A 12,515-nucleotide genomic window follows, 5' to 3' on the forward strand; every position below is an offset into this window, starting at 1 on the left:
GGTTGCCGCTCTCACCTATATGGCATTTCAATGTGCCCGCCAGTTGGGCTAACAACCAGGAAAAGGAAAGAGCGGCGAGAAGAAGACTAGTCCGGGTCGAATTGAATGTACATGCGCCAGGCAAGACCAGTCTGCAGCGCACATATGAGCTCCCTCACCGCAGGTCTATCTGTAGTCCGATCTATAACCCTGCTGCCTGGGAAATTCTGGCCATCCTGCAGTCATGGGATTGGCAAAGACTTGCCTGGTCCAACCCAACCTTCGGCCAACGTTACCTAGCCAATTTTCATGCCAATATCAGGCTTTGGCAACTTGGACGCCGTAAAAGTATCAGGTAACCAAACGAAGGAATTGCTGACATGAAGATGCCCATATGTTAAAAATGAAAACTTTTTTTAACATAAGAATAGTGTCATGTTAACGCCTACCTATGCCATTCCGCCACTCCCTCCCACGACCAATATCGAGACCGTTCGTGTCCTGAAGGCGCTCAACCGGGCAAGCCGAGCCCTCGCCGATCTCAAAGGCCAAGCAAAGACGATCCCGAACCAAGGCATTCTGATCGACACGCTGGCCCTTCAGGAAGCGAAAGCTTCGTCTGAGATCGAGAACATCGTAACCACGCAAGACGAACTCTTTCAGGCGGATCTTTTCCCAGGAGATCCACAGTCGCCCGCAGCCAAAGAAGTCGCGCTCTACCGAGACGCTCTCAGACTGGGTTATGCCCGCCTTCTGGAGACGGACGGGCTTATACCAAATTCCGTTCTGATCGACGTCTACCAATTGCTCAAAGGGCGCACTGACGGGTTTCGAAAAACTCCAGGAACCGCTTTGAAAAACGAACAAACTGGCGAAACCGTATTTGTACCACCGCAGGACGCGCGTGCGATCGTGGATCATATGACCGCTTTGGAACGATTCGTGAATGATGACGGTGCCTCCGATCTGGACCCACTCATAAAGATGGCGCTGATTCACCATCAGTTTGAGAGCATCCATCCCTTTCCGGACGGCAATGGGCGGATCGGCCGAATTCTAAACGTTCTTTATCTTACGCGGACCGGGTTACTCGAGATCCCTATTCTCTACCTTTCCCGTCATATCACCCGCCACAAGGCGGCCTACTATCGCCAGCTTCAGGCAGTGCGCGATGACGGTGCCTGGGAAGATTGGATCGTTTATATGCTGGACGCGGTTGCCGAAACTTCGGTGACAACAATTGCTCTCGTCACAGGTATTCGGGAACAGATGGCCACGGTCAAACACAGAATGCGCAACGAGCTTCCGAAGCTTTACAGTCAAGAGCTGTTGAATAACCTGTTCCGACACCCCTATACACGGATCGAATATGTGCAAGCTGATCTCGATGTTACACGACAGACAGCTGCCAAATATCTGGACACACTGACAGAACATAACTTCGTAGACAAACATCGATCCGGAAAGAACAACTATTTCATCAACGTCAATCTCGTCCACCTGTTCCTCGAAGTCTCCGGGGGCCGTTGACGGCAAAATAGCGCCGGACATTGCCCCCTCCCCCGCTAAACCAGCCCATGAAGCGATTTGTGCAAGCGCAGTTTGCCCTCCCCCGCCCTGTCGATCATGGCGCGGAAATAGCCGCCCGGAGACGTAATCTGCTCCGGGTCCCGCAGCGCCTTCTCAGCAACGACAACCAGGCAAGCCGCCGCCAGATATTGTCCTTGGCGCTCGACAGCGTTCTGGTATCCGGATGGACTGAGTCCGATGAGAATGCGCAACTGATCCGCGGCTCTGCACAGGTCCGACCAGGTTGTGAAGGAATGTCCGGTTTCGGTTTGAACCTGCGAACATGCTGACTGGATAAGGCCTATGGAGACCCCATCGAGGTTGGTTTGTGTCCGTTTGCCGCCCCCGTGCCTTGCCGCTTGTGGTTTCGGTGGTTGATAATCCGAGTGCCCGCGGCAAGGCTCTTTTTCTAGAGCCGATTCAACGGCGGAGCCGTTGTTAGGAGCGGATTTAATGTCTTGCTCGTTAGAGCAAGTCCTTTTGTTATTACATTTAAAAGAGTCGGGATGGGTTGTAATAAGTAAAGGGCTGACATCAATGTCACCCGCGCATGACATATCTTCTTGATTTGATTCTGATTCCTTTGGCTCCAGCAGCCTCAATGCTTCTTCGTAGAGTGCCTGCAGCCGATCCGCCCGATCAGATACCGTCAGCTCACTACGGTCAAACACCTCCTCTGCCAGTGCGACATACCCGTGAAATGACGCAGGGTCCGTCTCCGCTAAGTCACGGATAGCGCGTGAAAACCGAGTAACGGCTCGCATGGCTTCCTGTTCGGCCTTCAGACGGTGCTGGAAGGCGTCTGCCTGGGCCTTGAAGGCTTCCAGATTGAAACATGCTGGTGTGAAGTCCAGACCGTATGCCTGTTCTGCCTGCCCTCCCCTGCCGCGATAGACATAGCGACGGCCGGTCGGGCTGTCCCGGTAGGCAAGGATGCCGGCTTCAACAAGTTTCTTCAGGCAGCGTGTCACTGTACGCGCGGTACGGCGGGTGTACTCGGCAAGCCGCAGATTGGAGATCGCCACGACGGGGCGCCTACCAGCCTTGAAATCATCCGACTGAACCAGGCCGAGCAGAATATCAAGCACATGATAGGCGGTGCCATCGATGCCAAGCGCCGGCGCGACGCGTTTCAGGACAAGCGAGATATCTTTCTTGGAGACCTCCGGCCGAGCGTCCTGAGCAGCCAAATGGGCGCTCGCGAGGATGCCGGCAGACACCTTGCGGAAACTCGCAATCTGGTGTGATGAAGACATAGAAGCTCGTTCGCTGGCATGGACTCGCTCTGCAGCGTTGTCCCTGTCCAGCGTTGGCTTTCGCCAACCTGTATGTGTCATGCTACTTTCCAACCTCCATCCGGAATGAAGGCAAAAGAAGAGCGTTCGCCGAAATGGCGCCAATGTCTTGACAGTTTTCCGCGGAAATGCGACTTTTCAGGTGCTACTTCTGAAGAGGCTTCCACGATGGCAACATTGCGGGGGCTTTTTCTTTGCCGGTTTCTTCCTGTTTTTCAGTGACTTAAATCAGAATTGACACCTGTCAACTCTGGGCGAATTGCTGTCCAAGTGCGAACCTTATTCGTCCTTCTTCCCATTTCCATACTCAGAAATGAGCTCGGGCAACTTGGAAACAAGGAACTTAGAAAAGTCGCGGTTTTGCAGAGAAAGCGTCATTCCGTTCTTGCCTGCCTGATGCCAACCGATAGCCTCACCGTTCAAGCCCTGAATGGTTTGCTTTTTTGTGACTAACTTTGGTTTCTTGGGTGCACACGCGGCTAGAGCCGTCTTCAAGATCAGGTTAAATCGCTCGTTGCTATCCCGAACCTTCAAAAACTTCTCGCCGGCGATTACAGCCATCACTTCTTTCGTGGCGTTCGATGTTGCCAGCGCTTTAGTCAAATCGGACCAACGCGCCCTTCCTACTTGTGGAGCTGGCCCGATCGCTGCCATTAGTTCAGGATTGATTGCCTTCGCCGCGCTCAATAGCCGTGAAACTTCGGACTTATCGATCCCAAGAGCCTGGCAGATAAGAGTACGATCATAACCAGACAGCAAAAGACGCGCTGCATAGGAAGCGCGTTCAATGTAGCTCAAATCGACTCGGCTGCCGTTTTCCTGACCTTGTGCAATAACCAACTCTTCGTCAGTCAGTTCGCGAACGATCGCCTTGACCTGGATACCGAGTTGCGTAGCTGCCAAAAGCCTTCGATGACCGTAAGCCGCTTGATACCTGTTTGCTTCCTTCGGGTGCGGACGTACCAAGATCGGGACTTGCTGACCGGCTTTCCCGATAGCTCCTTTCAAAGCTTCAAAGTCTGGATCAAATTCAAACGGAATTCGATCCGATATTGTTGCGCCTTCGATGCTCTTTGGATTGAGCTCAACAATCCCGCCGTTCTTTGAAATTGAATCACGCAACGATTTTGCTTCCGCAGCCTGTTCGGTGATTTTGTCGAGCTCGGACTTCAGCGCTTTTACACTGCCTGCGGCCTTGGTCTTCTTTGGCGCGTCTAGGTTCGGTGCCTTCGTTTTAGCCTCGGTAAGGCTCTTAAGGATGTCTCGGCCTTTCATGATTCTGACCGCTCCCACGTTTGCCGGATACGTTTTTCAATTTCCTCGTTGACTGAATTCATCGCTTCAACGGCTCTGTCATATGTGCGCCGATGCATGGTTTCCGGCCGGGTCTCGTAAAGTGTCTGGTTCGACAATCCGGAGTCCGAAACGGCAGTTGATTTAAGCATCGTCGCGGTTAGTACTCGGTCGCTAAAGAGGCTTCTCAGGAAGGCAGCAACTTGCGCCTGTGGACCGTCGTTCGGCTCATGGCGGGTTATGAGATAGCTCATCCAACCGTAGTCAAGATTTCCGCCTGCCTCTCTGACCACGCGGAGCAGGTTCGACGTCATGTTCAAGAACTGGCTCATCGATGCAACATCAAGCATCTGCGGATGAATCGTGATGAGCACTGACGTTGCAGCGCTGAGAGCGGCGAGGGTGAGATAGCCAAGTTGCGGCGGACAGTCGATAACGACAACGTCGTAATCTTCTTCGACTTGCTTCAGCGCTTCGGCGATCCTCATGAAAAACAGATTTCGCGGATCCCGATCGGTAGATGCAAGATGCATCGGAGTATCTTGCTCAAACTCCTGCAATTCTAGATCAGCAGGAATGAAGTCCAGGCCGGCGAAGTACGTTTTCCTTATTACTTCTTTAATTGGAACCCGGTCTTCATCGTATTTGATCGCGCCATAGATGGTTTGATCCTCGCTCACGTCAAATTCCGGTTGGCAACCCAACATGGCACTCATTGAAGCTTGCGGATCGAGGTCTAGCGCCAATACGCGGTAACCGCGCAGTGCAAGATACTGCGCCAAATGAATAGCGGTGGTTGTTTTGCCGGAACCACCTTTGAAATTGGTGACCGCAATTGTTTGCAGTTTCTGGGACGTTGTTCTGTTCGGTAGGTATTGCGGCTTGCTACGCGCAAGGTAACGTCGCAAATCATGGATTTGAGGCAGCGTAAATTCGCGTCTTCCATTCGCCTTTTTTGGCGGAATTATTCCGTCGTCGTTTTTCGCCAACTGCCTGATGTAGCTATCGGTGATACCGATAAGGGCGGCGGCCTCAGCGCTGGAAAAGGTACGAAGCTCTTTTTCCGCAGATGGCGGAAACAGGCGTTCAGATAGTTCGTGAAGCTGGGCACTCAATATTTGCGAATCGAGCCCGATCATTTCATCAATAGGTGTCTTATGGTCGTTCATTAATTTCCACCCTTACGGTGACAACTGAATTCACGCAAAAAACCGCGAAACCTCAATTTCTGCGTCAAAAACATCAACAAAACACGATTCGGTCAAGTTTTTTTATGTTACCAAAACGTTAACGCCGTTCGCGTGAAGGTAGTCAGGAAGGGTCGGGGACGGCCGAAAGACAATTTCTCTTTCAAAACCGTAGTGTTTGGGGCTTTCAGCACGGCACTTGCGAGCGGGTCAGGGCTGGAGATTAGGTGCCCCGATGCCGTTGGAAAACAGCGCGTGTCTGCCTGATCGAAAGCCCTGGGCCGCGAGCCGCCGCGAATCTCCGTTCCGGATCACCATGGAAAATGAAGTAGGGGCGAGGGGTGACCGCCCCTAGTTGTCATTTCACAATACGGATGATCTTTGTTCGGATTGTGCAGGTCGAAAACGTGTCTTCAGGCAATGTCTCAAGCGTCTCCGCGTCCTCGTGTTCGTATGTGATGGGCACGAGGGCGACAAGCACGGCGGGTTCGTCGTGACCGTTCCGCCCAAGAAGCGACAAGGCGGCTTTGATGTGTTTGCGCACCTGGGAAAAAGGCGGGTTCATGATGATGCGCGGAAACTCAACCTTCCCTTTGACGGGCTTGTCGCAACTTTCACTGACGGGCAGATTTCTCCCATTCTGGGAGAACCTTTCAGGTATTGTTAACTTTTTCAATTCCGAAGAGCACCGCAATCAGATCGTTTTGTTCGCGGACGCTCCATTGACCGGTAAAGTCGAAGCCCTTCTTGAGCCACAGCATGGCTTCAAATCCGGCGATTGATCTTCTGGCTGAGTTGAACGAGCGGAACCCGCCGACCTTCGGCATGTTCTTCTTCACCCTGAAATGATCGCTTTCAATGCCTTGTTGCAAATGCTTGGTCACATAGTGCACCTGATCCGAAGCAAGCAGGCCGTCGTCAACCGCGTCCCCGATGGCCGGAGGAAAAGTGCCGGCGCCATCGGTGCCGATTTTGCCCGGTGACAGCAGTGGGGCATCCTGCAACATTTTTCGAAAGAACCGCTTAGCAGCATTCAGGTTGCGCTTCGCCGTGAGCAGGAAATCGACCGGATTTCCATGCTTATCGATGGCCCGATACAGATAGCGCCACTGGCCCTTGATGCGCACATAGGTCTTATCGATGCGGACCGAGCCGCAATGCGGTTTGCGGAAACGCCGCAATCGTTTCTCCATCAGGGGAGCGTAGGTCAAAACCCATCTGTTGATGGTGCTGTGATCGACTTCGAAGCCGCGTTCCAGAAACATTTCTTCCAGGTCCCGATAGCTCAGAGGATAACGCAAGTACCAGGACACTGCCTGGATGATCAGCCAGGCCTCGAACTGTCTGCCTTTGAAGTCATCCTTCGACTGGCGTTTCAGTTTTTCAACGATGGCACTCAGAATCATGACGCGGAACTTCTGTGGTTGCCGCCCTCAGTGCAAGAAGTTTCTTCACCTTGAGCGTGTGATCGAACGCAGACTTCTGTCAGGCCTTGCTTTGCGGCTTTTGAGACACCGCTGGCCGGTATGGTGATACGCGGATCAGGTCCAAAACTTTTACCCGAGCTGCTAAGCTCAACGTCGTGCCACTGGTTTCCTGATCGCGATCTTTCGATCTTGTGCCCATTCGGAGCGTCGGCTTCTCACACGATCGTCGTCGGTGTCAGCTTGGAGATGGTTCTACCAGCTTCACGCTGCAGTCACCTTCGACGGGTCCATATAATCCTCGTTCTTCGTCAGCATGGCCCATACCGCACGAGCCATCTTGTTGGCCAATGCGATTGCCACCAGCATTCTCGGTTTTCTGGCCAGTATTCGCGACAGCCAGGAACCATCAGGGATGGCACGTCTGCCAAGCCAACCCAGTCTGGACATTGCTCCTATGATTAGCAGTCGACGTATGTCGGATTGCCCGGCCTTGGAGATCCGACCCAGCCGTTCCTTGCCCCCAGACGAATGCTGACGTGGCACGAGACCCAGCCAAGCCGCAAAGTCTCGGCCACGCCGGAAGCTTCCCATGTGGGGAGGGAAAGCCTCAACGGCTAATGCTGTCATCGGGCCGATCCCCGGCATTGTTTGAAGGCGTCGAGCGCAGTTATTCTCAGATGCCAACGCCTTGATCTTCTTGTCGCGCGCCGAGATATGCTCCGATTTCTGGGCTATTTGCTCGAGAAGTCCTTGGCACTCTTCTCGGACCAGGGCTGGCAGATCGCAGGCGGGATCATTCACGATCGTTTCGGCGTGTCGCAAGTTGCGGACCTTCTGCGGAAGCGAGTACCCGAATTCGTATAGGTGCGCGCGCAAAGCGTTGATCAATTCGGTACGTTGACGTACCAGCCGCTCCCTTGCGCGGAACAGTATCGTCAAAGCCTGCTGCTCTTGCGACTTTGGCTCAACGAAACGCATCTCCGGTCGCTGCGCAGCGACCACGATGGCTTCAGCATCCGCTGCATCGTTTTTCTGGCGCTTTACGAAAGGCTTCACATACTGGGGTGCTATCAATTTTACAGCGTGCCCCAATCCTTCCAATTCCCGTGACCAGTAGTGCGCACTGCCACAAGCCTCCATCACGACAATTGCCGGTGCCTGCTCAGCCATGAATGTTCGGAACTGCGGACGCGAAAACTTCCGGCGTAGCACAACGTGTCCGGTCATAGTTGCAACGTGAACCTGGAATGCTGCTTTTGCCAGATCCACCCCAATCATCATATCTTCTGTCACGGTTGCTGTCCTTTCCCCGTTGGTGACATTCAACATCACCACAATGGCACATTACGATGCCGTCTGGAGAGGGCGGCAACCACCCCATCTTTTACACCGCCCGCAGCAGGACTATCCCGCCGCTACCGTGGTCGAATTTTGCACCGCCGCTCTCACTTTGGCGGGACAGACACAAAGAGTATGGTCATTCTTATTCACTTCGCGCTAAAGCGGGCTCGTCTGAAGACGAGGGGTTTCCTCCAAGGCGTGGATACTAAAAATCCCAGTCTTCGTCTTCCGTCGCAACTGCCTTTCCAATGACATAGGACGACCCGGATCCTGAAAAGAAATCATGGTTCTCGTCGGCGTTCGGCGACAGAGCTGCCATGATCGCAGGGTTGACGTGACAGACACTGTCCGGAAAGAGGGCTTCATAGCCGAGATTCATGAGAGCCTTGTTGGCGTTGTAATGCAGGAAGTGCTTTACGTCCTCGGTCAAACCGACGCCATCGTATAGGCTTTCGGTATATTTGCTCTCAATTTCATAAAGATCGAACATAAGGGTAAATGCAAAATTCTTGATCTCCTCACGCTCCGCTTCGCCAAGCGTTTCCAGCATCCGCTGAAACTTGTAGCCAATGTAATAGCCGTGTACGGCCTCGTCTCGGATGATCAGACGGATCAAATCGGCGGTATTGGTTAGCCTTGCCCGGCTGGACCAGTGCATTGGCAGATAAAAGCCTGAATAGAACAAGAAGCTCTCAAGGAAGACGCTGGCGACCTTCTTCTTCAACGGTGATGAAGCTGCATCATATTCGTTCAGGATCAGTTGTGACTTTGCCTGAAGGAACGCGTTCTCCTCCGACCATCGGAAAGCATCGTCCACCTCAGCCGTCTGGCACAGGGTTGAAAACACAGACGAATAGCTTCTGGCATGGACAGCCTCCATGAAGGCGATGTTCGTAAGAACCGCCTCTTCATGGGGTGTCAGAGCGTCCGGCATCAAGGCCGGAGCACCAACTGTGTTTTGGATGGTATCCAGAAGCGTCAATCCCGTGAAAACGCGAATGGTCAGCTGACGCTCATCCGCATGAAGGGTTGCCCAGCTCTGGATGTCATTCGACAGCGGGACCTTTTCGGGAAGCCAGAAATTGACCGTCAGGCGGTTCCAGATTTCGAGATCCTTGTCGTCCTGAAGGCGATTCCAGTTGACCGCTTTTGGGACCGCGCGTGTCAGGCCGGAGGCAGGGGCGTGAATGGTCATGATGGCTCTCCTTACAGCGAGCAGGACACGCAGCCTTGCACCTCGGTCCCTTCGAGGGCCATTTGGCGCAGGCGGATGTAGTAGATGGTCTTGATGCCTTTCTTCCAGGCATAGATTTGTGCGCGGTTGACGTCGCGAGTTGTCGCGTCGTCTCTGAAGAACAGCGTCAACGAAAGGCCCTGATCAACATGTTCGGTCGCTGCTGCATAGGTGTCGATGATCTTCTCAGCCCCGATCTCATAGGCGTCCTGGTAGTAATCGAGATTGTCGTTGCTCATGAAGGGAGCCGGATAATAAACACGGCCGATCTTGCCTTCCTTGCGGATCTCAATCTTGGAAACGATGGGATGGATCGATGACGTTGAGTGATTGATATAACTGATCGATCCTGTCGGCGGCACAGCCTGAAGATTACGGTTGTAGAGCCCATCGGCCATTACGGCTTCTTTCAGATCCTGCCAATCTGCCTGTGTCGGCAACTCGATACCGAATGCATCGAACAGACCCCGGATACGCTCGGACTTCGGCTCCCAGATCTTATCCAGATACTTGTCGAAGAAAGAACCGTCGGCGTAGCGGCTCTTTTCAAAGCCCTTGAAGCTCCGGCCGCGTTCTCCAGCAAGTTTGTTGGACGCGCGCAGGCAGTGGAATGCAACCGCGTAGAAATAAAGACTGGTAAACTCCACACCTTCATCGGACCCGTAATGGATACGCTCGCGGGCGAGGAACCCGTGCAGATTCATCTGTCCCAGGCCGATGGCGTGGCTTTCGTCATTGCCTCGGCGGACGGACGGGACGCTGTCGATCGCACTCATATCCGAAACAGCCGTCAGGGCGCGAACCGCCGTTTCCACCGTAGCACTGAGATCGCCGCCATCCATGGCGCGGGCGATGTTCAAAGACCCAAGATTGCATGAGATATCTGTGCCCAGATGCTGATACGACAGGTCATCGTTGAATTCCGATGCCTCGTTGACCTGGAGAATTTCAGAACAAAGGTTCGACATGTTGATCCGGCCATCGACGGGATTGGCGCGGTTGGCCGTATCTTCAAACAAGATGTAGGGGTAGCCACTCTCGAACTGGATCTCCGCAATGGTCTGAAAGAAGCTTCTCGCACGGATTTTCTTTTTGCGAATGCGTGGATCGTCCACCATCTCGCGATACTTTTCCGTGATGGAAAGCTGGGACATTGGCGCCCCATAGACCCGCTCCACATCATGAGGGGAGAAGAGGTACATCTCCTCATCCTGCTTCGCGAGTTCGAAGGTGATGTCCGGGATCACGACTCCTAGAGACAGAGTTTTGATCCGTATCTTTTCATCGGCGTTTTCGCGCTTCGTGTCCAGGAACCTCAGGATATCCGGGTGGTGCGCATTAAGGTATACCGCGCCGGCGCCTTGGCGGGCTCCAAGCTGGTTGGCGTAGGAAAAGCTGTCCTCCAGCAGTTTCATGACCGGAATGACACCAGACGACTGGTTTTCAATGCCCTTGATCGGAGCCCCGGCCTCGCGAATATTGGTCAGGAGCAAGGCAACGCCGCCGCCGCGCTTCGACAACTGCAAGGCTGAATTGATGCCGCGACCGATGGATTCCATATTATCTTCAAGCCGCAGCAGAAAGCAGGAGATGAGCTCACCACGTTGTTTCTTGCCCGCGTTCAGAAAAGTCGGGGTTGCCGGCTGGAACCGACCGGAAATGATCTCGTCCATCAGCCGCATGGCGAGATCTTCGTCGCCCGAGGCAAGCGTGAGAGATACCATCACGACCCGGTCTTCGAACCGCTCGAGGTAGCGTTGTCCATCAAAGGTCTTCAGCGTGTAACTGGTGTAGTATTTGAATGCTCCGAGAAATGTCGGAAAACGGAATTGTCTGGCGTAGGCGGCTTCGAAGATCGCCTTGATGAATGCAGGGTCGTATTGCGCCAAAACCGTGCTGTCGTAGTAGCCTTCACGCACCAAATAACCGAGCTTTTCTTCCAGCGAATGGAAAAAGACAGTGTTCTGATTGACGTGCTGGAGAAAGTATTGACGGGCTGACTTCCGGTCTGCATCCAACTGAATCTTTCCGTCTGAATCGTAAAGGTTCAGCATCGCATTCAGCGCGTGGAAATCGAGGGTTTCCGCTTGGTTGGCTGGGCGGTCTAGGACTGTCGTTTCCAAAATTCTGTTATCCCGTGTTTGACCCTGTGAAGGTCGCTGTCAGTACCGGAAAGCTCAAAACGATAGAGCAGCGGGACGCCGCACTTTTGCGACACCACATCACCAGCGAAGGCGAAAAAACGCCCAAAATTGCGGTTGCCGGAGGCGATCACGCCTCTAAGCAACGATCGCGTCGGCGCATCATTCAACAATCGGATCACTTGCTTCGGAACGGCTCCGTGGCCATTGCCGTCGGCAAAGGTCGGCAAGACCAAAACAAACGGCTTGTTGACTGCCGGAAGCCGCTCTTCTTTGTTCCGCGGAATGCGGAGAGCCGGGCTTCCGAGATTTTCAATGAAGCGGTGTGTATTGCCGGATGCGCTCGAGAAGTAAACGAGCTGGGCCACTGCCTAAGCGAGGGCTGCGATCTTGTCTGGCCGGAAACCAGCCCAGTGGTCTCCGCTAACCTCAACGACCGGCACCTGTTTGTACCCAAGCGACTGCACGTGATCGAAAGCCTCGATGTCCTGGCTCAGATCAACCACAATGTAATCAACACCCTTTCGGTCAAGCGCACGGTAAGTTGCATTGCACTGGACACAGGACGGTTTGCTGTAAACGGTAACGGTCATGTCTTTTCTTGCACCCCGAAGAACGGTTTGATTTGAACGGCAGAATGCGCAAGAGGCCGCGTGCCGAACGCACGCTTACTCGCCGCGCGGACCCTCCGTCCGTTGACGTTTTCCATTCAAGGCAGGTCTCCTGGCTCACGGCTCAACGCTTTTCTGATCCGCCTTCCCGGGTATCCCAGTGGCCTTTGGATCAAAGCTCGCCGTTCACAGTTGCGGGGGCAGCACCGGGGTTGCCTGTCTAAAGCGCACCGGTTTCCCTCTTAGCCGGCAATTCAAAAGAATCACCAGACCCTGAACACAAAATATGGTACCGCTAGCGCGGCATCAGTCAATATAAAGTATAGAGTTGGTTGCTCAAATGGATGGCTCGTTAAACCACTAGGCCGTGTGGACGGATTTGATCAAGATGAAGGCCGCGGCGATTGCGACGATGGAGCGGAAGTTTCTGGCGGTTTT

Annotated in this window: 11 protein-coding genes and 1 riboswitch; of the genes, 1 reads left to right on the forward strand and 10 read right to left on the reverse strand. The window is 53.6% G+C overall.

All coding sequences use genetic code 11. The features are described from left to right. Window positions 1-414 precede the first annotated feature (414 nt). Window positions 415-1,509 (forward strand): Fic family protein, encoded by a 1,095-nt coding sequence (locus Q0835_RS28380; RefSeq protein WP_298966656.1) that lies wholly within the window; start codon window positions 415-417, stop codon window positions 1,507-1,509. 35 nt (window positions 1,510-1,544) lie between these two features. On the opposite strand, the gene repC is transcribed toward Q0835_RS28380, so the two are convergent. The 10 genes from repC to nrdH all read right to left on the reverse strand — a co-directional run bounded on the left by repC (window position 1,545) and on the right by nrdH (window position 12,059). Next, window positions 1,545-2,885 carry a plasmid replication protein RepC gene (gene repC, locus Q0835_RS28385; protein ID WP_298966658.1) on the reverse strand — a complete coding sequence of 447 codons (1,341 nt, stop codon included), beginning with the start codon at window positions 2,883-2,885 and terminating at the stop codon, window positions 1,545-1,547. Window positions 2,886-3,122: 237 nt separating this feature from the next. Further along, a complete protein-coding gene (gene repB / locus Q0835_RS28390; protein ID WP_298966659.1) occupies window positions 3,123-4,118 on the reverse strand; it encodes a plasmid partitioning protein RepB in 996 nt (331 codons plus the stop codon). Then, window positions 4,115-5,305, reverse strand: a complete 1,191-nt coding sequence (gene repA, locus Q0835_RS28395; protein WP_298966661.1) for a plasmid partitioning protein RepA — start codon at window positions 5,303-5,305, stop codon at window positions 4,115-4,117. Before repA ends, repB begins: the two co-directional genes overlap by 4 nt. A gap of 376 nt (window positions 5,306-5,681) precedes the next feature. Continuing rightward, window positions 5,682-5,888, reverse strand: coding sequence for a hypothetical protein (locus Q0835_RS28400; RefSeq protein ID WP_298966662.1), 207 nt, complete (start codon window positions 5,886-5,888; stop codon window positions 5,682-5,684). Between the two features lie 88 nt (window positions 5,889-5,976). Next, window positions 5,977-6,729 (reverse strand): IS6 family transposase, encoded by a 753-nt coding sequence (locus Q0835_RS28405; RefSeq protein ID WP_298966663.1) that lies wholly within the window; start codon window positions 6,727-6,729, stop codon window positions 5,977-5,979. 282 nt (window positions 6,730-7,011) lie between these two features. Then, window positions 7,012-8,031: an IS110 family transposase gene (locus Q0835_RS28410; RefSeq protein WP_298966669.1), complete on the reverse strand. Its 1,020-nt coding sequence runs from the start codon at window positions 8,029-8,031 to the stop codon at window positions 7,012-7,014. 265 nt (window positions 8,032-8,296) lie between these two features. Continuing rightward, a complete protein-coding gene (nrdF, locus tag Q0835_RS28415) occupies window positions 8,297-9,286 on the reverse strand; it encodes a class 1b ribonucleoside-diphosphate reductase subunit beta (RefSeq protein ID WP_298966664.1) in 990 nt (329 codons plus the stop codon). A gap of 11 nt (window positions 9,287-9,297) precedes the next feature. Further along, window positions 9,298-11,448 (reverse strand): class 1b ribonucleoside-diphosphate reductase subunit alpha, encoded by a 2,151-nt coding sequence (gene nrdE / locus Q0835_RS28420; protein ID WP_298966665.1) that lies wholly within the window; start codon window positions 11,446-11,448, stop codon window positions 9,298-9,300. After that, window positions 11,430-11,834, reverse strand: a complete 405-nt coding sequence (gene nrdI / locus Q0835_RS28425; protein ID WP_298966666.1) for a class Ib ribonucleoside-diphosphate reductase assembly flavoprotein NrdI — start codon at window positions 11,832-11,834, stop codon at window positions 11,430-11,432. Before nrdI ends, nrdE begins: the two co-directional genes overlap by 19 nt. A gap of 3 nt (window positions 11,835-11,837) precedes the next feature. After that, on the reverse strand, window positions 11,838-12,059 hold the full coding sequence (gene nrdH / locus Q0835_RS28430) for a glutaredoxin-like protein NrdH (protein WP_298966668.1): 222 nt from the start codon (window positions 12,057-12,059) through the stop codon (window positions 11,838-11,840). 102 nt (window positions 12,060-12,161) lie between these two features. Next, window positions 12,162-12,368: riboswitch (cobalamin riboswitch) on the reverse strand. Window positions 12,369-12,515: the final 147 nt, after the last annotated feature.

It is taken from the genome of uncultured Roseibium sp., from assembly GCF_947499295.1.
In the GTDB taxonomy this organism is placed as follows: domain Bacteria; phylum Pseudomonadota; class Alphaproteobacteria; order Rhizobiales; family Stappiaceae; genus Roseibium.

Coding starts and splice junctions, on each gene's coding strand:
- repC (WP_298966658.1), bottom strand. CDS start 2,885: ATGACACATACAGGTTGGCGAAAGCCAACGCTGGACAGGGACAACGCT.
- Q0835_RS28405 (WP_298966663.1), bottom strand. CDS start 6,729: ATGATTCTGAGTGCCATCGTTGAAAAACTGAAACGCCAGTCGAAGGAT.
- Q0835_RS28410 (WP_298966669.1), bottom strand. CDS start 8,031: ATGATGATTGGGGTGGATCTGGCAAAAGCAGCATTCCAGGTTCACGTT.
- nrdF (WP_298966664.1), bottom strand. CDS start 9,286: ATGACCATTCACGCCCCTGCCTCCGGCCTGACACGCGCGGTCCCAAAA.
- Q0835_RS28380 (WP_298966656.1), top strand. CDS start 415: ATGTTAACGCCTACCTATGCCATTCCGCCACTCCCTCCCACGACCAAT.
- nrdH (WP_298966668.1), bottom strand. CDS start 12,059: ATGACCGTTACCGTTTACAGCAAACCGTCCTGTGTCCAGTGCAATGCA.
- repB (WP_298966659.1), bottom strand. CDS start 4,118: ATGAAAGGCCGAGACATCCTTAAGAGCCTTACCGAGGCTAAAACGAAG.
- Q0835_RS28400 (WP_298966662.1), bottom strand. CDS start 5,888: ATGAACCCGCCTTTTTCCCAGGTGCGCAAACACATCAAAGCCGCCTTG.
- repA (WP_298966661.1), bottom strand. CDS start 5,305: ATGAACGACCATAAGACACCTATTGATGAAATGATCGGGCTCGATTCG.